The following is a 21,764-nucleotide window of genomic DNA, read 5'->3' on the forward strand; positions in this document are numbered from 1 at the left end:
ACCATCGCGTCATGCCCGTGCTCGTCACGGGCATCCACGTCTTGCCGGCGGTTCGGCGCACAAACCCGTTAGCGGGGAGGGCGCCGGATCGGCGCCATGGCCGTGACGTCTCGAGACTGTCCGGGCGGCGGCGGGTGATGGCTGTGGCAAGACGTGGATCCCCGTGACAAGCACGGGGATGACGGCGGTGGGGGGCGTGGCGGTGGGAGAGCGGCGGCGCTGGCGCGTGACGGGCTTGGCTGATGATGGCCTGATACGAGCGGGCGCCCACGGTGACGGATGGCCTTACCCCGCGCCGCCACCGACGCGTCATGCCCGTGCTCGTCACGGGCATCCACGCCTTGCCGGCGGCTGGGCGCATGAAACCGTTAGCGGGGAGGGCGCCGGATCGGCGCCATTGCCGTGACGTCGCGTGGTTGGCCGGGCGGCGGGTGGAGGTGGCTGTGGCAGGACGTGGATCCCCGTGACGAGCACGGGGATGACGGCGGTGGGGCGCGTGGCGGTGTGGAGAGCGGCGGGGGCGCCGTGTGGCGGGCCATCGCTGCGCGGTTGACGCAGCCGCGCGCCTGCCTTCAGCTCAGGTCGCGCAGGAAGGTGGCGAAGCGCAGGATGCCGTCTGGCCATGGGCCGTGGCCGCTGGCGCTGTTGATGTGGCCGGATTCGCCCGCATCGAGAAACCGCGCGCCCCAGGCCTCGGCCAGCGCCTTCGCTTCGTCCTGCGGGCAATAGGGGTCATCGTTGCCGCTGACCACCACGGACGGGAAGGGCAGGGGCTGGCGCGGGAACGGCGTGAAGGCCGGATCGACGCCGGGGATGGCGCGCACGGCCTTCTCGGACGGCGGGGCCACCAGCCAGGCGCCGGCGATGTGGCCGGGACGGCCGGTGGCGGCGGCCAGTTGGGCGGCGGCGTTGGCCACGACGATGCAGCCGATGGAGTGGGCCACCAGCACCTGCGGCCGGCTCTTGCCGGTGGCCGCCGTCAGCAGCCGGTCGGTCCAGGCGGCGAGGTGCGGCTTGTGCCAGTCATCCTGCTCCACCAGCTGCGCGGTCGACAATTTGGCGCGCCAGCGGCTCTGCCAATGGTTCTCGTCCGAGCCGGCCCAGCCGGGAATGATCAGGATATCGCAATCAGCGGCTTTCATGGCGTGCTCCTGTCCCAGGGGCTGCAACCCTGGCGCAATGGCGTGGTTTTGCCAGGGCTCTGTCGCAAAAGCAAACGCCCGCCATGGCGGCGGGCGTTCTTAAGGCGGCAGGCCCATCAGGCGACCGCTTGGGTGGGCGGCTCAGGCCTCGCCGAACACCCGGCGGAAGATCGTGTCGACGTGCTTGAGATGGTAGCCGAGGTCGAACTTCTCTTCGATCTCGGCGTCGGTGAGATATTTCTTCACGTCAGCGTCGTTCTTGAGCAGGGTCATGAAGTCGCCCTCGCCGCGCCACACCGGCATGGCGTTGCGCTGCACGAGGCGATAGCTGTCCTCGCGGCTGGCGCCCTTCTGGGTCAGGGCCAGCAGCACGCGCTGCGAGTGAACCAGGCCGCCGAGACGGTCGAGGTTTTTCTGCATGTTCTCAGGATAGACCATCAATTTGTCGATGACGCCGGCGAGACGCACCAGCGCGAAGTCGAGGGTGACGGTGGCGTCGGGGCCGATCATGCGCTCGACCGAGGAGTGCGAGATGTCGCGCTCATGCCACAGGGCGACGTTCTCCATCGCCGGCAGCGCGAAGGCGCGGACCATGCGGGCGAGGCCGGTCAGGTTCTCGGTGAGCACCGGATTGCGCTTGTGCGGCATGGCCGAAGAGCCCTTCTGGCCTTCCGAGAAGAACTCCTCGGCTTCCAGAACCTCGGAGCGCTGCAAATGGCGCACCTCAATGGCCAGACGCTCGATCGACGAGGCGATGACGCCGAGGGTGGCGAAGAACATGGCGTGCCGGTCGCGCGGGATCACCTGGGTCGAGACGGGCTCGACGGCGAGGCCCATCTGCTCGGCGACGTATTCCTCAACCTGCGGCTCGATATTGGCGAAGGTGCCGACGGCGCCGGAAATGGCGCAGGTGGCGATCTCCTTGCGGGCGGCGACGAGGCGCTCGCGGTTACGCTCGAACTCGGCGTAGGCCTGGGCCATCTTCAGGCCGAAGGTCACTGGCTCGGCATGAATGCCATGCGAGCGGCCGATGGTCGGCGTCATCTTGAACTCGAAGGCGCGCCGCTTGATGGCGGCGAGCAGCAGGTCCATGTCGGCCAGCAGGATGTCGGCGGCGCGGGCCAGCTGCACGTTCAGGCAGGTGTCGAGCACGTCCGACGAGGTCATGCCCTGGTGCACGAAGCGGGCTTCCGGGCCGACGATTTCGGCCAGATGCGTCAGGAAGGCGATGACGTCGTGCTTGGTCTCGCGCTCGATCTCATCGATGCGGTCGATGTCGAACACCGCCTTGGCGCCTTCTTCCCACACCTTGTCGGCGGCGTCCTGCGGCACCACGCCCAGCTTCGCCAGCGCGGTGGTGGCGTGCGCCTCGATCTCGAACCAGATGCGGAAGCGGGTCTCTGGCGTCCAGATGGAGACCATTTCGGGGCGGCTATAGCGCGGGATCATGGGCGTGGCTCTTGCAGTGCGATAGGGGTCGGGGCGCCGTCCAGCCGTGGGCGGCGGCGCCAGTGGCGTGATCGGCTCAGACGAGGTCGCCGCGCGCGATCTCGGCGGCGCGGCGGATGGCGGCGATATTGGCGGCGTACTGGCTGGGGCCGCCCTTGAAGGCGGCGGAGCCAGCCACCAAAGCGTTGGCGCCTGCGGCGGCCAGCGGACCTGCGGTCTCCGGATTGACGCCGCCGTCGACCTCAATGTGGATCGGGCGATCGCCAATCAGCGCCTTGACCTGGGCGACCTTGGTCACGGCCTGGGGAATGAACGCCTGGCCGCCGAAGCCCGGGTTCACCGACATCACCATCACCATGTCGATCAGATCGAGCACGTTCTCGAGGGTCGATACCGGGGTCGCCGGATTGATCACCACGCCAGCCTGCTTGCCGAGGGCGTTGATCGCCTGCAGCGAGCGGTGCAGGTGCGGCCCAGCCTCGACATGGACGCTGATGCGGTCGGCGCCAGCCTTGGCGAAGGCTTCGAGATAAGCGTCGACCGGGGCAATCATCAGATGCACGTCGAACAGCTTGCTGCTGTAGGGGCGCAGCGCCTTCATCACATCCGGGCCAAAGGAGATGTTCGGCACGAAATGGCCGTCCATGACGTCGACATGGATCCAGTCGGCGCCGGCCTCGTCGATGGCGCGGACTTCCTCTCCGAACCGGGCGTAATCGGCGGACAGGATGGATGGAGCAATGATCACCGGAGCTCGCATGCGCGCGCCTTCCTGGGTTTTATGAACATGTAAAGCTGTCAGCGGGGCTCTAGCACTCTGACGCTTCCGGGACAATGTCGCAGCCGCCACCCGGCCAGGCGTTGGGCCAGGGCGCTGGCGGCGATGAGGTCATCGTCCAGCTCAGTCTGGTCCGCCCGCGGTCTGCTCAGTGGCCGGCGTCTGGCGGTTGCAGCCGGCGGGCAAGCGGCGTCAGCAATTGCGGGGCCAGAAATATCGGGATCTGCGCCAGCGAAAACAACAGATAGGTCTTTTGCGGGACCGCCGCGCCCATGGCGGCGATCAGCAGGCCCATATTGCGCTGGCCGGTTCCGTAGGCCAGCAGGAACTGGTCCGTGGCGCTGAAGCCGCGCAAGGCCACGACCGTGAGCGCAAATCCCACGATGGTGAGGCCGCAGGCCAGCGCCAGATAAGCCGTGACAGTGAGCGGCTGGGCGTAGGCCATGGCGGTGACGCCGTCCATCGCCGCCGTGGCGAAGATGGCGAATAGCGCGACAATCACCCCATCCAGCTGCTGACGCGCCTGGGCGATGCGCTCCGGCCCCGCCAGACGCCGGACGAGGGCGCCGGTGGCCATGCCGCCGCCGATCAGCAGGGCCAGCCGCAGGGCGAGGGCGCCTGCGTCCATCGGGATGTGCGCGCCCGCCAGCCATTCGGCGGCGAAGGGCGAGGCCAACGGCGCCAGCGCCGTGGTGATCACCACCGAGGCGACGATCAATGTCGGATTAAAACGGAACAACATGGCGATGGCGGGCGCTGATATGACAGGCGGCGCTGCGGCCATGACCGCAAGCCCCAGAACCAGCCCTGGGTCCGCGCCGTTGCGCCGCATGAGAAAGATCAATGTCGCGGTCACCAAAATTGGGACGACCAACAGCCAGATGCAGGCGTAGGCAAGCCGCAACGGTCGGCGCAACATGGCGCGGATTGGCGCCATATCCGTACGGGCGAACATGATGGCCAGAAACACAAATTGCACCGGCGCCAGCAAAGGGCGGAAAATTTCCGCCAGTTGCGGCAGCGCCAGGCCGACCATGACGGCGACGACGAAGCCGGGGGCGCCATAACGGCCCATCAGGGCGAGCAGATCGCAGAGGTGACGCAATAAAGGCATACAGGCTTTCCCGGCGGCGCCAGGAACCGCCACGGCGGGACCATGGCGCCGAACGCAGAACCACGCCAGCCCCTCGCTGCGCCCCAGCGTAGAAGCCCTGGACCCAGCGTTGAAAATGGGGCGGCGCGTCGCCTGTCAGGCGGAGCGGCATGAGGGGCCTGATGCTGAACGACCGCCGTCCACCATCGCATGATCGCTGCCGGCGCCGCGATCATGCGCCAAGTCATGACGTATTTACGCAAGTGAATGTGGGAATATGTGGCGTCGACACCCATCCGGTGATCAGGAAAACCCATGACAGATGTGACCTCCGCCCAGTCTCCGGTCCAGTCCGCTGGCCAGACAATCGGCAAACCGGCTGACCAGTCAGCCTTGGCCACAGGCATGTTTTTGGCGGCGGAAGCGGCGGAGGAGGCCGATGTGCTGGTGCTCGGCGCCGGCATCATCGGCGTATCGATCGCCGCCATGCTCGCCATGCGCGGACAGAGCGTGGTGGTGATCGACCGGCGCCCGCCGGGGGAGGAGACCTCCTATGGCAACGCCGGGCTGATCCAGCGCGAGGGAGTCTACCCATATGGCTTTCCGCACGATTTCGGCGCGCTGCTGCGCTATGGCTTCAATCGCACCATCGACGCGCATTACCATCTGTCGGCCCTGCTCACCATCGCGCCCTTCCTGTATCGCTACTGGCGGCATTCACAGGCGCGGTCCCACGACGCCATCGCCCGCCAGTATGAGACGCTGATCCGCCATTGCGTCAGCGAGCATCGGGCGCTGGCTGAGGCGGCGGGGGCGAGCGCTTTGTTGCGCGACGGCGGCTGGATGAAGGTGTTCCGCACGGCGTGCGAGCGCGATATCCGCTTCGCCGAGGCGGCGCGCTGGCGGCGTGATTTCGGCGTTGGCTATCGCGAGCTGACGCCCGAGGCGCTGCAACAGGCCGAGCCGCATCTGACGCCGGAGCTGACAGGCGCGCTGCACTGGACCGACCCGTGGTCGGTCAGCGATCCGCATGCGCTGTGCATGGCTTATCTGGGGCTGGCGCAGCGCCATGGCGCGCGCTTTGTCCAGGCCAACGCCGGTTCGCTGCAGTCGCATGGCGCGGGTTGGCGGGTGCGCTCCGGCGATCGCTGGGTGGCGGGGCGCGATGCGGTGATCGCTCTCGGTCCGTGGGCGGACGTGGCGACGCGCGCCCTCGGCTATGACCTGCCGCTGGCCGTGAAGCGCGGCTATCACATGCATTATCAGGCGGCGGGCGAGGCGGTGCTCAATCACCCGGTGCTCGACGCCGAGCGCGGCTATTTCCTCGCGCCCATGCGCCAGGGCATCCGCCTGACCACCGGCGCCGAATTCGCCCTGCGCGACGCCCCGCGCACCCCGGTGCAGCTCGGCCGGGCCGAGCCGATCGCCCGCGATTTCTTCCCGCTCGGCGACCGGCTGGAGCCGCAGCCATGGATGGGGTCACGGCCATGCACGCCGGACATGCTGCCGATCATCGGGCCTGCGCCCCGGCACCACCGCCTGTGGTTTGCGTTTGGCCACGCCCATCACGGCCTGACGCTGGGCCCGGTCACCGGGCGGCTGATCGCCGATATGATCACCGGCGAGCCGCCCTTTGTTGATCCGGCGCCGTTCCGCGCCACCCGCTTCGGCGGGCGCTGAGGCTGGGGCAGTCCGGACGCTAGACGTCAGGGCTTGCCGCCGCCGAAGCGGTCGCGCCATGCGGGCAGCGCGCTGGGGAACGGCAGGCCAATGGCGTCGTAGACACCCCGCGCCACCGCCCGCGCCATGACATCGGCGGCGGCGATGCACAATTCGGTCAGTTCGAACACCGGATCGGCGACCGGCCGCAGACCTGTGCTGGCGCCGAAGACAATGTCGCCATCCAGCGGCGTGTGGGCCGGGCGAATGGCCCGCGCATAGCCGTCATGGGCCGACAGCGCCATGCGTTTGGCCTCCGCTTTGCTGAGTATGGCGTCGGTGGCGACGAGGCCGATGGTGGTGTTGGCGACGACGCCTTTCAGCGGCGTCCTGAGATTGGCGGCCGAGACCGCGGCGGGCCAGCCGAGGCCGCCGAATTCTGCGTCGCGCTCAAATGGCGCCGCCCAGAAATGCGGTCCGTCATTGACCACCACCGAGCCGATGGCGTTGACGACGACGATGGCGCCGACACGATGGCCGCTACTGGTGACGGCGCTGGCCGAGCCAAGCCCGCCCTTGAGATTGGCGGTGGTGGCGCCGAGGCCCGCGCCATGGCTGCCGGTGGCGAAATCCAGCGCCGCGCTGGCGACGGCGGCGCGGCCCAGCTCGCGATAGGGCGGGGCGTCGCCCCAGTTCTTGTCGCCGCCGTTCATCATGTCGAAGCAGATGGCCTGCGGCACGATGGGGATGCGCGCCGGACCGACCTGAAATCCGCGCCCCCGCGCCGCTAGCTCGATCATGGCGCCATCAGCCGCCGCAAGGCCGAAGGCCGAGCCGCCGCTAAGCAGAATGGCGTCGACCTGCTGCACCGTCATTTCCGGCGACAGCAGTTCGGTCTCGCGCGTCCCCGGCCCGCCGCCGAGCACCGCCACCGAGGCCGTCGCCGGCGCATCGAAGACAATGGCGGTGACGCCGGTGGCGACGCGTGCGTCTTCAGCCGACCCGACTTTTAGCCCCGCGACATCGGTGATCAGATTACGCGACATGGTTTCCTTCCCCCATAGTTGCTTCCCCCCCCCATAGTTGCTTGCCCCCCATAAATGATCAGGCGTTTCGCCCGCCGCGCGCCGCCTGCAATATCCGCCACCCGCCATCCGCCATGGTGACGCGTAGGCCGGCTCGCGCCAACAGCGTTGGCCATGATCCGCCTGGAAAAAAAACCGTGCTGGGTGGGCCAGCGCGCTGTCGCGCTGTCGCCCTGTCGCCCCTTGTCATTGCCTCTGGCATAGCCGCGCTACGAAACGGAACGCCGCCTTCGCTGTTTGACAAGCGGAAACAACCAGACGCACGACGGCGGCGGCAGGTTGCGGTTCAGAATGCGCCTGGCATGCGCTATCTACGCCAGAGGGATGCCGGGCGCAGACAGGGGTGCTTCATGATGATGGCGGATGTGGCTGCGGCGGTGGTGGGCGGATTTTCAGGGTTCTTGCAGCCTGGCGTGGCGCTGATGCTGGCGCCGCTGCTGGCCTTGCTGGCGGCGGAGGCCTGCGAGGCGCCGCCGCCGTGGCGCCCCGCGCGCACGGCGCAGCGCGCCTTTGCCATGGCGGCCGCCTTTGCGCTGGGTTTCGCGGCGGCGGTGATCTTGGTGGCGGCGAGCTTCGCCGGCGTCTCGCCCGTCGCGGGCTGGCTCGAGGTTTTGCGCCAGATCGGCGCCCTGGCCCTTGTACTCACCGGCCTGTCGCTGCTGGCGTCGTTCTGTCGGCCCGGGCCCGCCTGGACCAGCCTGCCGCGGCCAGGGGGCCTGTGGGGGAGCTGGCTGGTGGGCCTTGCCTGCGGCTTCAACTGGCTTCCCGCCATGGGGCCAGCCCTGCGCGGCATCGTCGCCCGCCTGGCTGACGGCGGCACGGGCGGCATGGCGCTGCTGGCGGGCTATGCGTTGGCCATGGCGGCGCCATTTGTGCTCGCCGCCGGCCTGATGGCTGCGCTGGCGGCGCTATTCGCGGCGCGTGATGCACGCGGCGCCGGGCCTGGCCTCGCCGCCTCGGCCATTCTGGTGCTGTGTGGCCTGCTGATGCTGACGGGCCTGTGGCGTACTGGCGTGCTGCATGTGCTGCAATGGGCGCCGCAGCTGGCGCTGCGCGGCTGAGCCGACGCGCAGCGCTGGCGGCGCACGCGGCGTCACGGCGCCGGCGGCCTTTCCGCTTCAGTCTTCACCATTGAAGAAACTGCTGACCGCATCCGAGAACAGGCCAGCCTGCTCGACGTTGGACAGATGCGCTGCGTCCAGCGTCAGAAGCCTGGCCTGCGCCAATTGCCCGGCGATGAAGGCCGCCTGCTCGGGGGTGGTTCCCGCGTCATGGGCGCCGGCGATCACCAGGGTCGGCGGCGTTGCGCCAGCGATCGCCTGTTGCAGGTCCATGCCGCGCAGCGCCATGGCGCAGGCCGCATAGCCCTCAGGCGTGGTGCGCAGCACCAGCTGGCGCACCCGCGCCACCTTGTCCGGATTGGCGGCGGCGAAGGCTGGCGTGAACCAGCGCGCCATGATGCCGTCGATCAGCCCGGCGACGCCCTCGGACTTCAGCAAGGCGAGGCGCTCGCTCCACGCCGCGGCCGGGCCGGTGCTGGCGGCGGTGTTGGCCAGGACGACCCGATCAAGCCTCTCCGGCGCATGGGCCAGCAGCCATTGGCCCACCATGCCGCCCATCGACAGGCCGCACCAGTGCGCCCGTTCGATCCCGAGCGCGTCCATAATGTCGAGGGCGTCCTGACCCAGTGCGCCGACGCCGTCGCGCCCGGCTTCGATCCCGGCGCTCGCCGGGGTCGGCGAGGCGCCATGCCCACGCGCGTCGTAGCGGATCACCCGGAAGCTGCGCGCCAGCCGCCCCACCTGCGGCGACCAGATATCGAGCGATGCGCCGAGCGGGTGAGCCATGACCAGCGCCGGGGCGTCATCCGGTCCGTCACAGACGATGTTGAAGCTGTGGCGTCGGGTGGGTGTCAATGGCATGCGGCGGCTCTCCCTGGCGCGGCGTTATACCAGACCCCGATGAGCACGATTCATCGCGGTCTGGTCAAGCCCGTGCGGCGCCTGAGCATTTCAGGTCGCGGATGCGTTAGCAGCTTCGCGGCCTGGTATTACGCACCGTGCGCTGCGGGCGTTCGTCCGCACATTTGGCGTCGCGTTGGTCAATGATCATCGCCTGCTGCGCGCCAGGAGCAAAGGGCGTGTCGCGTTGCTTCTGAAGCCAGTTGTGCCTGGGCCCTGCGCCCACGACGACGCATCGCCGCCGGTGGCGGGCGCACTGCCGCTGCCCGCGGGCCCATGATCTTGTAACGTGCCGTAGCGCTAACCCGGGCGAGGAGCGGTGTATGGCCGGGCGTTGCGCACGTTGTTGCGCTGGCGCATCCCCTGCGCGCGCCCTGCCCATACGGACGACATCACGACTCCGTGATGTAACACCAAGCAGGAGCCTGAAATGGCTCAGTTGAAGTTGATAACTTTGGTGTTTCCCGGGATGATGCCGCAGGTGACCTGCAAATATTGCAGAGGGGGTTGTGTTTTATGCGGGGGACGGCCGCTGTCGCTGCGCATGCGTCGGGCTATGGTGATCAGGCGGCGGCGCCTGGATTTGACCGGCGTTAGCCGCGCCAGGCGCGCGCTTGCGATACAGCGAACGTTCTCGCGACATTTCAACCGCTGCAACATCCGACATACGTGTGTGCGGGGTTGCGTTGTTCGCCTTCAGGGCGGCGTGACCGATTTGACGTAACCCAATTCCAGGCTGGATCGTGCGTTATGCTTGATATGCCCACGATCATTGTCGCCACTTATTGTACGGCGATTGTGCAGGGTCTGTTGCTGTTGTTGTTCTGGAACCGCGACGGCCGGCCGCCAGCGCTCGGTCTGAGTGGCCTCGCCTTCATGGCGTTTGGCGGCGGCTTCGCGCTGCTCGGCAGCCGGGCGCTGTTTGGGGTGGACGTGGCCAGCGGTCTTGGCGGGGCTATTGTCGCCACCTCGGGCGCACTGTTTATCGCAGCGGCGCGACGATTGCGCCATCGCGCCACGCCGCCCCTGCTCCTGTTGCTGCCAGCGGCGATATGGGTCGCTGGCTATTTCCTGGCCCCGTTCATGACGGAGGCTACGGTCCGCACGACCATTTTGTCGACGTTCATGGCCAGCTGCTTCTTCATCTGCGCCATTGAAACCCTGCTGTGGAAGGCGGATGGCCATGCGCCGCGCCACACTTTCCTCGTGGTCGCCATCGCCTTCTGCGTGATGTTCGCGGTCCGGGCCGCCTTCAACGCCGAATTACCGTTTCCGCTGGGGTCGCAGCGCGGCGGCGAGAGCGTCTGGTTTGGCGTTGCGTCGCTGCTGATCTTCGTGCTGCTGTCGATGGTGGCGTTTTTCTCGGTGGGGATGGCGCATGGGCGCAGTGAGGCCGGCAGGGACACCCAGGCTGTGGTTGATCCGGTGACCGGGGCGCTGCGCCGCGGCGCCTTCTTCCTGCAAGGCGCACGCATGGTCGCCCGCCATCACGAGGATGGCCGCTCGGCCTGCCTCGCCCTGGTGCGCCTCGCCTCGCCGGGCGGCATGGTGGATGACGAAGCGTTGCGGATTTTTGCCCGCACCGCTTCGGGCGCGCTGAAGCCGACCGACCTGATCGCCCGCATGAATGGCGCGGATTTCGCCATTCTGCTGAGCGACGCCGCCATCGGCGAAGGAAGCGACATGGCCAACGCCCTGGCCGAGCGGTTCGCGGCGGCCAGCGCCGCGGTGGGCCATCCCACGTTGATGCGCGCCGGGCTCGTCAGTTCGACCCAGGAAAACGCCGATCTACGCGCTATGGTTGTGGCGGCCGAGCAGTCGTTGCGCAGCGCCCGATACTCGGGCGAGCCAGTCGCCCATTATCATCCGTCGCGAAAAATGCCGCGCGTCGCGATGGGGCGGGATTGACCTGCTCAAACGTTTGTTCAACTATGGCGTGCCTGCTGTGTCAGAGCAGATAATCGTGGTACGTCCGTCTCATAACGGTTGACTAAGCCACTACAATTGGTGATACAGCCAAGTATGGATGTGGAGCCGCCCTGGCGGTTCCGGTCTTCTTGACACGTTAAAAGTCGCGCCCTCCCAGTCTTCACGTTTCAGCTAACCCTGAAGCGCAAGGTTGTGGGGACAGCGGCGTTTATGCGTAAGTGGGTGTTGTCCTCCTGGGATAACGACGCCTTAGCTCTTTGGATTTCGGTGCAGGCATGCTGGTCAATGTCGAGATGCTCCTTCTGTCCGGAGCTCTGGTGAGCGCGGCGCAGGGCGCGGTGCTGCTGTACTTCTGGCGAAAGAATCCCCAGGCCCTTTATCTGGCCTGGTGGGCTGCATCGTTCCTTGTCGGCGGCGTGTTGCGCGTTCTGGTCGAATTGCTGCCTTACTCGTTCGACGAGCGTAATTTCCTCGGCATTCTCGTCATCATGCTGGCTTATGGCATGTCCTGGCAGGGCGTTCGCACCTTTGCGGGCCGGCCGGTGGTCTTGCCCATGGTGTTCCTGCCTCCGGCCTGCTGGATCGTCATTGGCTTCTCTGGCCTGTTCGACAATGGTTCGGTGGCGCAGATGCGCGCCGTCAGCTTCCTCTACGCCTTCACCTGGGCGGTGTCGGCGTTCGAGTTTGTCCGCGCCCAGAACGTGTCGCTCGGCGCTCGTCTGCCGATGATCGTGTTGTGCGCCGGGACGGCGTTGGCCTATGTGGCGCGCATTTTTGTTATCCCGACCTTCCCATATCCGATCGGCGCCGCGCCGAGCGAGGATTGGGCCTATTCGGCGCTGTTCCTGATCTCGATCATCACCACGATCCCGTTTGGCACCTTCGCCCTGGCCCTGTCGCGCGAGGATCGCAACGCCGCTGAGAAGCGGTGGGACGACGCCGCCGACCACCATCACATCCGCTCGCGCAGCACCTTTTTCGCCAATGTCCGTCTGCTGCTGCGCCAGTACCGCAGCCGCAACGAGCCGGTGTCGATGGCCTTCATTCACATTGATCTCGGCCAGGGGGCCCAGCACCCTGACGCCGCAGCTTTCGAGAAGGTGCTGCGGCGCTTCGAGGGCAGCGTCAAGGCTGTTGACCAGTTCAGCATCGTGGGCCGCACCGAGCTGGCCGCCGTGCTGTGCCGCTGGTCGGCCGCCGACGCCCAGGCGCATTATCAGTCGGTGATCGCAGGTCTCGACCGGATTTGCCGCGCCCAGGGCTGGACCATCCGGGTTGGCGTGGCCTCGACCGAATCGGTTGGCTATGACGTCAACGCCCTGATCGACGCGGCCTATATGGCGCTGGCCAGCGCCCGGCGCGATCGTGAGGCGGTGGCGCTGTATCGCTCGGGCATGCGCCGTCGGCTTGCGGCGCCTGGCGCAGAGGTTATCGCGCTCGCGCCAGGTCGTGGCTGAGCCGCAGACGGCATAGCTCCAGCAGTCCATGCATTTCTGGCCCCGGAGGCGTGCTTCCGGGGCTTTGTTGTGTCTGCCGCGGGCAAAGCCCTGCGGCTGCGATGGCTTGCCGTACACCATGCCGGGCATGGCTGGCCTCACGGGTTGAGGTGACGCGAGAACGCTGATCGGCGCACAAGGCGCATGGCCTTACCATGGGGCACATGCATGACAGGGCAGTGAAAGCGCTGCCTGCGCCGTACGCCATATCGTCGATGCCTGTCCGCGCCTTGGGCAGCGCTGCGCACGTGACTATGCGGCGGGCCCGGCTGGCGGCGGCGTCATGGGGATGCAATCGCTGATCTGCAGGCGCTCCGGCGTCACGTCGACGAGAGTCACGCAGGTCTCCACGCCCGCCGCGGTCGCCGCCTGCCAGGCCGCTGCGTAGGTCGGGTCAAGGTCGGCGGCGAGGCTGAATCGCGTGGCGCGCATCTGCACGACATAGAGCATCACGGCGCGGTGGCCGACCGCGACCATATCGGCGAGTTCGGCCAGATGTTTTGCTCCCCTCGCGGTGACGCAGTCCGGAAATTCGGCCAGCCCCGCCTGTCGCATCAAATGGACGTTCTTGACTTCGACATAGCAGGGCGGGCGGGCCGGATCTTCGAGCAGGATGTCGATGCGGCTGGATTTGCCATAGCGCACCTCGCGCCGCAGGCTGGCGTAGCCGGTGAGGGGCGCAATGCGTCCGGCGGCGATGGCTTCGGCGGCCAGCGCATTGGGCAAGGCCGTATTGATGCCAACCCATTGCGGCGCATGCGGCGCGTCGATCTCCACCAGCTCCCACGACCATGGCAGCGCCCGCTTCGGGTTGCTGGAGCGCGACAGCATGCTGCGGCTGCCAGGCGTGGTCAGTCCCAGCATCGCGCCTGGGTTGGCGCAATGGGCGGTGACCAGTGTGCCGTCGGCCAGCTCCATGTCGGCGAGAAATCGTTTGTAGCGACGCAGAAGCCGGGCTTCCACCAAGGGCGAGGGGTAATGCATGGGCCATGGGTATTACAGCGCCATGCGCCGTGGCTATAGCCATAAGGGCGCGGGTGTGGGGCGCATGGCGGGAGAATTATGGCGGCTCGCCAGGCGCCGGATGCGCCGCCTGGACGACGGCTGGTCGAGATTGGCTGCGGCATTGCGGTGATCAGTAGGGCGTCCCGCCGCAGTCTGCGCCGACCGCATGCGCATTTTGCTTCCGGTTGAGCGCATTCTGCGCCATCAGTCTACGCGGGCGGCCTGGTGAAGGTTGAGGGGCCATACGCGTCGTTCGGCGACAAGAGGGCGAGATGTCAGAACAGGGCAGCATTCAGGTGACGGCGGCGGTGCTGGTGATTGGCGACGAGATCCTCTCGGGCCGCACCAAGGACCGCAACATCGGCTTCATCGCCGAATACCTCACCAATATCGGCGTGGATCTGAAGGAAGTGCGCGTCGTCGCTGACGAACATGGCGACATCGTCGCGGCGCTTAACGCGCTGCGCCAGCGCTATGATTATGTCTTCACCACCGGCGGCATCGGCCCGACCCATGACGACATCACGGCGGATGCGGTGGCGGCGGCGTTTGGCGTCAGCATCGATGTGGATGAGCGGGCGGTAAAGGAATTGCTGAAGCGGCTGAAGCCGGAGGATCTGACCCCCGCCCGGCTGCGCATGGCGCGCATCCCCGCCGGGGCCGAGCTGGTGCTTAATGAGGTGTCCAGCGCCCCTGGCTTCTGGATTGGCAATGTCATCACCATGGCCGGGGTGCCGGCGATCATGCAGTCGATGATGGATTGGGTGGCGCCCAAACTGCGCACCGGACAGAAGCTGCAGTCGGTGTCGATCCGCGCCGACGCCCGCGAGGGCGATGTGGCCACGCCTTTCGCCGCCGTAGCCAGGGCCTTCCCGGATGTGATGATGGGCAGCTACCCCTTCAACGATGAGAAGGGCTTCAACACCAATCTGGTGTTGCGTTGCCGTGATAGCGCGCGGCTCGCCGCCGCGCAGGCGGCGATCGAGGCGATGCTGGCGGAGCTGCCGGTGCGCGACGCCACCGGCGTGGCCCGGCCATAAAGCAGGCGGGCGACTGCGCTGTCATGCTAGCCACAGGCCGTAACAGGCCTGACGCCACCCCAGCCCATCGCCGCCCCACGTCCGTTGTCACACCTGGTCGGTGGGCCCGCTCAGCCGTCGAGCAATTCGGCGTTGTGCGCGCCCAGCGCCGGCGGAGCGGCGGGGGGGCGCTTGGGCTCGTCCTCAAACCACAGCGGGCTGTTGATGGTCAGCGGCGCGCCGGGCGCGCCATACATCGGCGTCAGCACGTCAGCGGCCAGCATCTGTTCGTCATGGGCGGCGTCGCCGGCCCTGGCCACCACGCTGTGGGTGACGCCGGCTGAGGTCAGCAGCGGGCTCCATATGGTGGCGGCGCGGGTGGCGAAGATGCGGTCGAACAGGGCGATCAGCTCTGGCGCATGCTCGGCGCGGCTGGCCATGGTGGCGAAGCGCGGATCATTGGTCAGCTCCGGCACGCCGAGCAGCCGCGTCACCTGCGGCCAGCAATGCGCCTGCTGGTTGGCGGTGACAGAGAGGGTCAGCCAGCGGCCGTAGGCGCACATATAATGATTGCCGAGCGGGTTCTGGCCGTCGAGGCGCGGCACGGGGCGCGGCGGCTCAACGCCAGCCAGCGCGCCCTGGATGGAGATGGCGTTGGACCACGCGCCATTGGCGATCAGCGACGAGCCGACGTGGGCGCCGCGCCCGGTGCGTTCGCGGCGATACAGCGCCGAGACGATCGCCCCATACAGGGCCAGCGCGCCCATATGGTCGCCCATGCCTGGGGTGGAGCGGGCCGGAGCGCTGTCATCGGTGGGCCGCACCTGGTCCATCAGGCCGGAGCGCGCCCACCAAGCCGTGGCGTCGAAGGCGGCGAGGTCTTTCTCTGGCCCGGTTTCACCAAAGCCGGTGAAGGAGGCGTAGATCAGCCGCTCATTGAGGCCGCGCACCTGCTCCCAGCTGATGCCGAGGCGCTCGCGCGCCCTGAGCGGCATATTGGTGATGAACACGTCGGCGCTACGCACGAGCCTGTAGAGCTTCTCGCGCTCCTGCGGCTGCTTGAGATCCAGCGCCAGGCTGCGCTTGTTGCGGGCCAGAACCGTCCAGAAATAGGCATGCTCGCTGGGGTTGAGACCGGGGGCGAGGTGGAAGGTGCGCATCGGATCGCCGCCCTCCGGCGGCTCGACCTTGATGACGTCGGCGCCAAAATCCCCCAGCATGGTCGCAGCAGCCGGCGCCGCGACAAAGGACGCCACGTCCAATACGCGCAGGCCTGTAAACATGCCGCCCGCATAAGGCGGGGCTTCTCCCGGTTGTTGCGTCACCGGCGTCTCCTGTCCCTGTTTCTTGTCGGCACGGCGCGCCATGCCCTGATTTGCTTCAGGGTGTCATGGAGGCTGAGGTTCGGCAATCGGCTGCGCGGCGGGGCGCCTCTGCGGGCCATGCAGTGGCGGCAGTCAACGGGTGAGCGCGCGCGATTCAGGGCAGCATGGCGGGGCGATGCGGCGTCCCCGGCGGGACAAGGTTGGTGCGGACGACGGGACTCGAACCCGTACTCTCAGGGAGAGGCAGATTTTAAGTCTGCTGCGTCTACCATTTCGCCACGTCCGCAAGACCGGCCACAACCATCGGCGCTGGTCTGCAAGCTGACCCATCAGACGTGATTGTCAGACGGTCAGGCGCGCCAGGGCAGCGATATTGGCTGCATAGCTTATGCGTTAAGGTGTTGCCGCTTTCAAGCGGTTCCGTGCCGCGCCAGACCTTTGCCGTGGCTATACGCCGGATATGTGGCGGGCCAGGATGCGGCGTCGTGCGTGGCCATGGCCGCAAGGCGTCGCGGCGAGATGCTGGCCCGCCTCAGTCCGCCTTCATCCGGCTTCGACGCCGCGCACCGCCCTGGGCGGGCGCCAGCCATACAGCCAGTCGTAGCGTCCGAGCATGCCGGCGCCGCCGAGCCGGCCCATCACCAGATTGCGCGCCATGCTGAGTGGCGCGGGCAGATGGTAGATGCGGCCATTGTTGCGCGCCTGTTGCTGCACCTTGATGGCGCGGGCGCGGCGGGCGGCGCCATACATGTCGAGCGCGCGCCCCGGCGCCATGCCGACGCTCAACGCCTCGCCCAACAACGCGGCCAGCACGGCGGCGTCTTCAATGGCGAGGGCGCCGCCCTGGGCGAGGAATGGCAGCACCGGGTGGGCGGCGTCGCCGAGCAGCGCCACGCGGCCCTGGCTCCAGGTTGGCGGCGGCGGCGCATCGTGCAGCGCGTGGATGCGCCAGTCGCTGGCGTTGGCCAGCAGTTCGCGCAGGCGCGGGTCCGCCTTGTCGAACGCTTTGCGGATGATCGCCGGATCAGCGCTGTGGCTCCACTCGGGCAGCGGCTCCTTCGAAGGAACCACCGCAACAATATTGACGGCGGCGCCGGCGGAGATGCCGTAGTGCACCAGATGGCGTCCGCCGCCCAGCCACAGGCCGGTCTCCCACGGGCTGAGGCCAGCGGGCAGGGCGCTGGCCGGCACGACCGCCCGCCAGGCGTGATAGCCGCGAAAGCGCGGCGGCTGCGCGCCCATCTCCTTACGCAACCGCGACCAGACGCCGTCGGCGGCGATGGCGATGTCGGCGCGGAGGTCTTCTGCACGGCCATTGGAGCTGACCACCTGCACCACCGCAGCGTCATCTTCGCTGCGCGCCGCCTGGGCGGTGCGCCCGGCGAGGATGCGGGTGGCGCTGCGACCACGCAAGGCGTCGAGCATCACCATGTGCAGATCGGAGCGGGCGATGACGAGGTAAGGCGCGCCATAGCGCTGCGCCATCGCCTCGCCCAACTCCATGCAGGACAACTCCTCGCCGCCGCGCAGGGCGCGCACGCGCACGCGCTCAGGCTGCACGGCGTAGCGCAGCAGCGTCGGGCCGAGGCCGAGGGAGAACAGCACATTGCTGGCGTTGGGAGAAAGCTGGATGCCTGCGCCGGTTTCGTTCAGCGCCGTGCGTTTTTCGACCAGGGTGCTGGCGACGCCAATGTCCTGAAGGGCGAGAGCGGCGGCGAGGCCGCCGATGCCGGCGCCGGCAATAATCGCGGCGCCTGCGCCGGGAATGGCGGTGCGTGTCATTGATCTTTCGGATGCTGCCGGCCCCAGGTGGGCCGTTTATCTGGGTGACCTGTAGGCGTGGTGCGCCTCGGGCCTGGCCCTGCGGCCTGTTGCGGCTCAGGCGCCCGTCGCACGTCTTCGAGCCGTCTTCTGGACGATCAGAACTGAACGTCAGGTGAAAATGCGCGCCGCGGACGACGTCAGAGGCGTATCAGCACAGGGCAGAACTGTGGCGGTTTGGCGACCGCCCGCTGTAGCCAGGCCAGCCGCGGCCTGCGGAAAGCCCCACGGGCGGCGAGGGCCCCTGTCATCCCGTCAGGCACAAATGGGCGCGAACCCCGCGGCGCAGCTAAAACCGCGCCCCGCCGTTGTGGCGCCCGGCGCAAAAACGCAGTCGGTGAGGCGCGGCCAATGCTCAGGCTGCGGCGGCTTCCCATGCGCAATCGGCGGGCAGGCAGGCGCCGTGCTTCAGGCCAGCGTTAAAGCGGTACAAAGTGGAGCAATAGCTGCACACCGCCTCGTTCTCGCTGCCCATATCGATGAAGATATGCGGGTGATCGAAGGGTGGGCGCGCGCCAATGCACATGAACTCGCGCGAGCCGACCTCAATCACCGGCACGCCTGCATCATTCTGAAAGTGTGGGGTGGAGTGGGCCGCCATCGTCGCATCCTCAGCAGTGAAATCGCGGCGCACCATAAGCGCAAGCGCGCCCTGACGCCAGAGCCAGGCGCGAAGAGCCAGGCGCCCAGCGTCAGGCGCCCAGAGTCAGGCGCCAAAGGGCGCGGCGCTCAGCCGCCTGCGCAAGGCGACCTTGCGCGGCTGCGCTGCGTAAGACGCAGCGCAGCCGCGTAGCCAGCGCCCCAGGCGCCGCCCAGCAGCCAGCCCGCCAGAACATCGCTCGGCCAGTGCACGCCGAGATACAGCCGCGTCAGGCCAATCAGCAGCGACGCGGCGATGGCGAGGCTAACCAGCAGGCCGCTTCGCCCAAACAGCCGCCCCAGCGTCAGGGCGATGACCAGCAGAATCGCCATGGACAGCAGCGCATGGCTGCTGGGAAAGCTTGAGCCGGCAAAGCCAGCCAGATGCGTGGTGATCTCCGGGCGCGGCCGCATGACGAGCGCCTTGGCGAGCACGGCGAGGATAATGGCGCCAGCGGCGCCGCTCACCAATTGTATCGCCAGCGTGCGGGCTCCTCTGCGCCAGATCCAGAAGGCTGTGAGCAGCGCCATGGCGGCGAGCCCGGCATAGGAGCCTGTGAGCGTGATGGCCCGCGCCAGCGGCAAGCCCCAGGCAGGTCCTGCCGGTATCGCCAGATCCTGGGCCTGACGCAACGCCCGCAAGATCGCCGCGTCACTGTCAGCCCATTGGCCGGAGAGGGCAAGCCAACCGGTGGCGACGGCGCCTGCGAGGCAAATCATGGCGACGGCGATCGGCCAGACCTGGCTGCCGGCGCCGGGCGTCGGGCATGAAGTCGGGGCGCCCAGGGGGCTGGGCGTTGCTGCGTTCCGCCGCGCGGGCGGTGGCGATGGGGGTGACGACACGGGACCTCGGGTTGCAGTTTGCGCGACGCTACAATGCGGGGCGCACTGGCGCAGGGCAATCCGCTTGTGTGCGCCGCGCCCGTCAGTTGCTGCCGCCGCAGCATCGGCTTAGGCGCGTGGCCGTCGTATGGATTTCGACAAATATTATGGCGCAAATTGGTAAATGTGATGATTCAGATGACGGAAATCTGACGTCAATCTGCATGCGTGACACGCAATTTCACGTATAGAAAATGTTCAACAGGTTTGGGGGCGGACTAAACGCAAGGTCAGTCGGAACCAGCTGAGGTTTTGCGGGGTTGATGATCAGAACAGCATGATAAGGAGACTGGTCATGAACAAGCTATTGATCGCGAGTGTCTTTGCCCTGGCGCCGATGTTGGCGTTTGCCCCAGGCAGCGCGCTGGCCCAGAAGAACCCTGAAGGCGCAGCGGGCGGGGCGGCGAGCGGCGCCACTGCTGGCGCCGTTGGCGGCGCCATTGTTGGCGGCCCCGTGGGCGCCGTTGTCGGCGGCGTCGGCGGCGCGGTGGTCGGCGGCATCATCGGCGATAATTCACCGAAGTTCCGCAGCTATGTCGTGCAGCAGGGCGTCCCGTCCTACCGATATGAGGACGAGTTGCGCGTGGGCGCGGTGCTGCCGGAACGGGGCGTGACCTATTATGAAGTGCCGGCGGAATATGGCGTCCGCGATGGCTATCGCTACACCGTGATCAACGGCCAGCCAGTTCTGGTCGATGTCGGCACGCGACGGGTGGTTCAGGTCATTGAATGACCCTGAGGCCGCTGCTGGCGGAAACGCCTGCCGGAAGGCGGCATGCCCTGGCCTGTTCGGCCGGGGCATGTTGCGCGCGCCTGCGCCAGATGGGCGCAGGCCGCCATCGAGGGAACAGCGTCTCGTCTTTCAACAATTGCCGTTGGGCCGCAAAGCGCTCTAACGTGGCGTTTGCGACGTGACATGGGAGGACAGCATGATCGACGTGGACGCCCTGCGCGCTGAATTGCGCGATATCGACGTGGAAATCGACGCGCTGCGCCAGACAATCCAGGACAATAACAGGCGCAACTTGCTGCAGTTCAACGAAAAGCCCGGCGGGGTGATTGGCGCGCTGCTCGACAACAGCCCACACTTCACCCGCTATGAGGAATTGCGTGACCTGCGCGAACGGCTGCTGGTGTCGCTTGCCACAATTGACCCGGATGGCGTCCGCCACGGGCTCAACGTGAACTGAAGTGTGTGGCCAGCCGGGACGGCGCCGGACGACTCGGCCATCGCGCAACCCCATGGGCGGCCTGATCCATCGCAGATGGCAGGGACTGTTATCGCGCGTTGGCAGTCATCTCTGACATCGGGTCGCGTCGGTTGAAGATGGTGGCGGCGCTCAGCCGCTGTCTGACCAGGACACGGTCATCGGTCGCTGCAAGGTTTTCTGGGCGGCGTAGGCCTTGCGGGCAAAGGCGGCGGCGCCAAAAAATATTGATAGAATGGCAAGGCCACGACCACCGCGAGGGCGCAGAAAAACAGCGCGACCACGGGCGTCGGCTGCATGCGCGCCGCCGGAACAAAGGCCGCGCCGGCCAGCAGCGCAACGGCGAGCAGCCAGCACAGGACGGGCCAGCGGCCAGTCAGATGGCGCAACATGAATAATCTATTGGCCGCAACATAGTCAGCGGCTGTCAAGGTCAAGGTTACACTGCGCTCGGTGTCGTTCATGTTCTGCCTGCTCGCCCCGTCGTCCAGATGCTGGTCTGGCGTTTTCGTAGCGACGTGCCAGATTTGTATTGATCTGTGCCCGTTGCGGAGCGCTGTTACCGAGGAGAATGCAGAACAGCACGCTGGCGCCAGAGTGGCAACTGGCGCGCCGCGTGGGGTGACGTGCGTTGGGCGGGCGTCTGGGCGCGCTGAGGCGCGTCGCCCGTCGTCGCATCTGGGCGCCCGGTCGCGGACTGTGCGCCTGACCCGGGCGGATCTGCCCGCGCGGCCTCCGGACGTTCATTCAAATACAGTACTGACTTCCGCGGCCTCTGACTGCTTGTTGAAGGCGCAGACCATCACGCGTTGGGTGTCCGAGCCCGCAGTCGTCCCCAACAGAATGGCAAAACCATACGATTCTGAGCCATAAGGGTCGATATTGATAGTCTTCACCGTCAATGCGGGCTGCGCCGCTGCGAGGCAGGCGGCCTTCACCTTATCCTGAAACGCCTGCCACTCCTCAGCGCTTGAGGCGTGCGCGCCAGATGCGCCAGCTAAAATGGCCAGAAAACCTGCGGCTGTTGCGCACAAACCGGCGCGTATCTTGCTGGACATCAGGTGCATGAGCAGGTCATCCCGTTATTTATCGCGTTTTTCGAATGTGTAGGCGCAGTCAACTTGAGGTAAACTTGGCTTCATCTCCCGGGTAGCGCAGGTGGGCGCCTGCCGCAAGGACGGCTGGCGCGAGACAGCAGCAGCCATGCCGCTGCTGTGATGGATAATCGGTGAACCATCAGGCGCTGGATCGGGCAGGCTGTTGTTTTTCACCC

General features: G+C 67.1%; 21 protein-coding genes and 1 tRNA gene. 7 read left to right on the forward strand and 15 right to left on the reverse strand.

The features are described from left to right. Positions 1 to 572: 572 nt before the first annotated feature. From AC6A67_RS00955 to AC6A67_RS00970, 4 genes are all read right to left on the reverse strand, one after another. On the reverse strand, positions 573 to 1,142 hold the full coding sequence (locus AC6A67_RS00955) for an RBBP9/YdeN family alpha/beta hydrolase (RefSeq protein WP_498034648.1): 570 nt from the start codon (positions 1,140 to 1,142) through the stop codon (positions 573 to 575). A 141-nt stretch (positions 1,143 to 1,283) separates the two neighbouring features. Further along, on the reverse strand, positions 1,284 to 2,591 hold the full coding sequence (purB, locus tag AC6A67_RS00960; RefSeq protein WP_498034649.1) for an adenylosuccinate lyase: 1,308 nt from the start codon (positions 2,589 to 2,591) through the stop codon (positions 1,284 to 1,286). Positions 2,592 to 2,667: 76 nt separating this feature from the next. Continuing rightward, positions 2,668 to 3,351 (reverse strand): ribulose-phosphate 3-epimerase, encoded by a 684-nt coding sequence (gene rpe, locus AC6A67_RS00965; RefSeq protein WP_498034650.1) that lies wholly within the window; start codon positions 3,349 to 3,351, stop codon positions 2,668 to 2,670. 166 nt (positions 3,352 to 3,517) lie between these two features. Beyond that, on the reverse strand, positions 3,518 to 4,483 hold the full coding sequence (locus tag AC6A67_RS00970; protein ID WP_498034651.1) for a hypothetical protein: 966 nt from the start codon (positions 4,481 to 4,483) through the stop codon (positions 3,518 to 3,520). A 384-nt stretch (positions 4,484 to 4,867) separates the two neighbouring features. Here AC6A67_RS00970 and AC6A67_RS00975 point away from each other — a divergent pair, with 384 nt between their 5' ends. Beyond that, positions 4,868 to 6,142 (forward strand): NAD(P)/FAD-dependent oxidoreductase, encoded by a 1,275-nt coding sequence (locus tag AC6A67_RS00975; protein WP_498034668.1) that lies wholly within the window; start codon positions 4,868 to 4,870, stop codon positions 6,140 to 6,142. Between the two features lie 26 nt (positions 6,143 to 6,168). Here the strand turns inward: AC6A67_RS00975 and AC6A67_RS00980 are convergent, their stop codons facing one another. After that, the gene (locus AC6A67_RS00980; protein ID WP_498034652.1) at positions 6,169 to 7,167 is read right to left on the reverse strand and encodes a P1 family peptidase; all 999 of its coding nucleotides are present in this window, start codon (positions 7,165 to 7,167) and stop codon (positions 6,169 to 6,171) included. A 389-nt stretch (positions 7,168 to 7,556) separates the two neighbouring features. Between AC6A67_RS00980 and AC6A67_RS00985 the strand changes: the two genes are divergently transcribed. Continuing rightward, the gene (locus AC6A67_RS00985; protein WP_498034653.1) at positions 7,557 to 8,267 is read left to right on the forward strand and encodes a hypothetical protein; all 711 of its coding nucleotides are present in this window, start codon (positions 7,557 to 7,559) and stop codon (positions 8,265 to 8,267) included. Positions 8,268 to 8,324: 57 nt separating this feature from the next. Here the strand turns inward: AC6A67_RS00985 and AC6A67_RS00990 are convergent, their stop codons facing one another. Then, positions 8,325 to 9,128 (reverse strand): alpha/beta fold hydrolase, encoded by an 804-nt coding sequence (locus AC6A67_RS00990; protein ID WP_498034654.1) that lies wholly within the window; start codon positions 9,126 to 9,128, stop codon positions 8,325 to 8,327. Positions 9,129 to 9,917: 789 nt separating this feature from the next. Here AC6A67_RS00990 and AC6A67_RS00995 point away from each other — a divergent pair. Both AC6A67_RS00995 and AC6A67_RS01000 read left to right on the forward strand, forming a co-directional pair. Then, positions 9,918 to 11,075, forward strand: a complete 1,158-nt coding sequence (locus AC6A67_RS00995; RefSeq protein ID WP_498034655.1) for a GGDEF domain-containing protein — start codon at positions 9,918 to 9,920, stop codon at positions 11,073 to 11,075. A 338-nt stretch (positions 11,076 to 11,413) separates the two neighbouring features. Next, on the forward strand, positions 11,414 to 12,553 hold the full coding sequence (locus AC6A67_RS01000; RefSeq protein ID WP_498034656.1) for a hypothetical protein: 1,140 nt from the start codon (positions 11,414 to 11,416) through the stop codon (positions 12,551 to 12,553). Between the two features lie 291 nt (positions 12,554 to 12,844). Here the strand turns inward: AC6A67_RS01000 and sfsA are convergent, their stop codons facing one another. After that, entirely contained in the window at positions 12,845 to 13,576 is a 732-nt protein-coding gene (gene sfsA, locus AC6A67_RS01005; protein WP_498034657.1) for a DNA/RNA nuclease SfsA, read from the reverse strand. Between the two features lie 293 nt (positions 13,577 to 13,869). Between sfsA and AC6A67_RS01010 the strand changes: the two genes are divergently transcribed. Continuing rightward, a complete protein-coding gene (locus AC6A67_RS01010) occupies positions 13,870 to 14,637 on the forward strand; it encodes a competence/damage-inducible protein A (RefSeq protein ID WP_498034658.1) in 768 nt (255 codons plus the stop codon). 110 nt (positions 14,638 to 14,747) lie between these two features. On the opposite strand, the gene AC6A67_RS01015 is transcribed toward AC6A67_RS01010, so the two are convergent. The 5 genes from AC6A67_RS01015 to AC6A67_RS01035 all read right to left on the reverse strand — a co-directional run bounded on the left by AC6A67_RS01015 (position 14,748) and on the right by AC6A67_RS01035 (position 19,121). Next, positions 14,748 to 15,941 carry a CaiB/BaiF CoA transferase family protein gene (locus AC6A67_RS01015; RefSeq protein WP_498034659.1) on the reverse strand — a complete coding sequence of 398 codons (1,194 nt, stop codon included), beginning with the start codon at positions 15,939 to 15,941 and terminating at the stop codon, positions 14,748 to 14,750. Positions 15,942 to 16,142: 201 nt separating this feature from the next. Beyond that, a tRNA-Leu gene (locus AC6A67_RS01020) sits at positions 16,143 to 16,227 on the reverse strand. A 257-nt stretch (positions 16,228 to 16,484) separates the two neighbouring features. Continuing rightward, positions 16,485 to 17,723 carry an FAD-dependent monooxygenase gene (locus AC6A67_RS01025; protein WP_498034660.1) on the reverse strand — a complete coding sequence of 413 codons (1,239 nt, stop codon included), beginning with the start codon at positions 17,721 to 17,723 and terminating at the stop codon, positions 16,485 to 16,487. A 394-nt stretch (positions 17,724 to 18,117) separates the two neighbouring features. Beyond that, positions 18,118 to 18,363 carry a zinc-finger domain-containing protein gene (locus tag AC6A67_RS01030; RefSeq protein WP_498034661.1) on the reverse strand — a complete coding sequence of 82 codons (246 nt, stop codon included), beginning with the start codon at positions 18,361 to 18,363 and terminating at the stop codon, positions 18,118 to 18,120. A gap of 128 nt (positions 18,364 to 18,491) precedes the next feature. Beyond that, a complete protein-coding gene (locus AC6A67_RS01035) occupies positions 18,492 to 19,121 on the reverse strand; it encodes a phosphatase PAP2 family protein (protein ID WP_498034662.1) in 630 nt (209 codons plus the stop codon). Positions 19,122 to 19,578: 457 nt separating this feature from the next. On the opposite strand from AC6A67_RS01035, the gene AC6A67_RS01040 reads away from it, so the two are divergent. Together AC6A67_RS01040 and AC6A67_RS01045 are read left to right on the forward strand one after the other, a co-directional pair. Then, positions 19,579 to 20,016: a DUF1236 domain-containing protein gene (locus AC6A67_RS01040; RefSeq protein ID WP_498034663.1), complete on the forward strand. Its 438-nt coding sequence runs from the start codon at positions 19,579 to 19,581 to the stop codon at positions 20,014 to 20,016. Positions 20,017 to 20,212: 196 nt separating this feature from the next. Then, positions 20,213 to 20,473 carry a hypothetical protein gene (locus AC6A67_RS01045; RefSeq protein ID WP_498034664.1) on the forward strand — a complete coding sequence of 87 codons (261 nt, stop codon included), beginning with the start codon at positions 20,213 to 20,215 and terminating at the stop codon, positions 20,471 to 20,473. Between the two features lie 176 nt (positions 20,474 to 20,649). On the opposite strand, the gene AC6A67_RS01050 is transcribed toward AC6A67_RS01045, so the two are convergent. The 3 genes from AC6A67_RS01050 to AC6A67_RS01060 all read right to left on the reverse strand — a co-directional run. Beyond that, a complete protein-coding gene (locus AC6A67_RS01050; RefSeq protein ID WP_498034665.1) occupies positions 20,650 to 20,955 on the reverse strand; it encodes a hypothetical protein in 306 nt (101 codons plus the stop codon). A gap of 279 nt (positions 20,956 to 21,234) precedes the next feature. Further along, positions 21,235 to 21,558, reverse strand: coding sequence for a hypothetical protein (locus AC6A67_RS01055; protein ID WP_498034666.1), 324 nt, complete (start codon positions 21,556 to 21,558; stop codon positions 21,235 to 21,237). A 15-nt stretch (positions 21,559 to 21,573) separates the two neighbouring features. After that, positions 21,574 to 21,764, reverse strand: a 191-nt coding sequence (locus AC6A67_RS01060) for a hypothetical protein (protein ID WP_498034667.1), incomplete at its 5' end; no start/stop codon positions are given.

The organism is Camelimonas sp. FR25, from assembly GCF_059740505.1.

Bases quoted from the DNA above. Each gene is read 5' to 3' on its own strand.
- AC6A67_RS00955 (WP_498034648.1), bottom strand. From the start codon at position 1,142: ATGAAAGCCGCTGATTGCGATATCCTGATCATTCCCGGCTGGGCCGGC.
- purB (WP_498034649.1), bottom strand. From the start codon at position 2,591: ATGATCCCGCGCTATAGCCGCCCCGAAATGGTCTCCATCTGGACGCCA.
- rpe (WP_498034650.1), bottom strand. From the start codon at position 3,351: ATGCGAGCTCCGGTGATCATTGCTCCATCCATCCTGTCCGCCGATTAC.
- AC6A67_RS00970 (WP_498034651.1), bottom strand. From the start codon at position 4,483: ATGCCTTTATTGCGTCACCTCTGCGATCTGCTCGCCCTGATGGGCCGT.
- AC6A67_RS00975 (WP_498034668.1), top strand. From the start codon at position 4,868: ATGTTTTTGGCGGCGGAAGCGGCGGAGGAGGCCGATGTGCTGGTGCTC.
- AC6A67_RS00980 (WP_498034652.1), bottom strand. From the start codon at position 7,167: ATGTCGCGTAATCTGATCACCGATGTCGCGGGGCTAAAAGTCGGGTCG.
- AC6A67_RS00985 (WP_498034653.1), top strand. From the start codon at position 7,557: ATGATGATGGCGGATGTGGCTGCGGCGGTGGTGGGCGGATTTTCAGGG.
- AC6A67_RS00990 (WP_498034654.1), bottom strand. From the start codon at position 9,128: ATGCCATTGACACCCACCCGACGCCACAGCTTCAACATCGTCTGTGAC.
- AC6A67_RS00995 (WP_498034655.1), top strand. From the start codon at position 9,918: ATGCTTGATATGCCCACGATCATTGTCGCCACTTATTGTACGGCGATT.
- sfsA (WP_498034657.1), bottom strand. From the start codon at position 13,576: ATGCATTACCCCTCGCCCTTGGTGGAAGCCCGGCTTCTGCGTCGCTAC.
- AC6A67_RS01010 (WP_498034658.1), top strand. From the start codon at position 13,870: ATGTCAGAACAGGGCAGCATTCAGGTGACGGCGGCGGTGCTGGTGATT.
- AC6A67_RS01025 (WP_498034660.1), bottom strand. From the start codon at position 17,723: ATGACACGCACCGCCATTCCCGGCGCAGGCGCCGCGATTATTGCCGGC.
- AC6A67_RS01030 (WP_498034661.1), bottom strand. From the start codon at position 18,363: ATGGCGGCCCACTCCACCCCACACTTTCAGAATGATGCAGGCGTGCCG.
- AC6A67_RS01035 (WP_498034662.1), bottom strand. From the start codon at position 19,121: ATGATTTGCCTCGCAGGCGCCGTCGCCACCGGTTGGCTTGCCCTCTCC.
- AC6A67_RS01040 (WP_498034663.1), top strand. From the start codon at position 19,579: ATGAACAAGCTATTGATCGCGAGTGTCTTTGCCCTGGCGCCGATGTTG.
- AC6A67_RS01045 (WP_498034664.1), top strand. From the start codon at position 20,213: ATGATCGACGTGGACGCCCTGCGCGCTGAATTGCGCGATATCGACGTG.
- AC6A67_RS01050 (WP_498034665.1), bottom strand. From the start codon at position 20,955: ATGAACGACACCGAGCGCAGTGTAACCTTGACCTTGACAGCCGCTGAC.
- AC6A67_RS01055 (WP_498034666.1), bottom strand. From the start codon at position 21,558: ATGCACCTGATGTCCAGCAAGATACGCGCCGGTTTGTGCGCAACAGCC.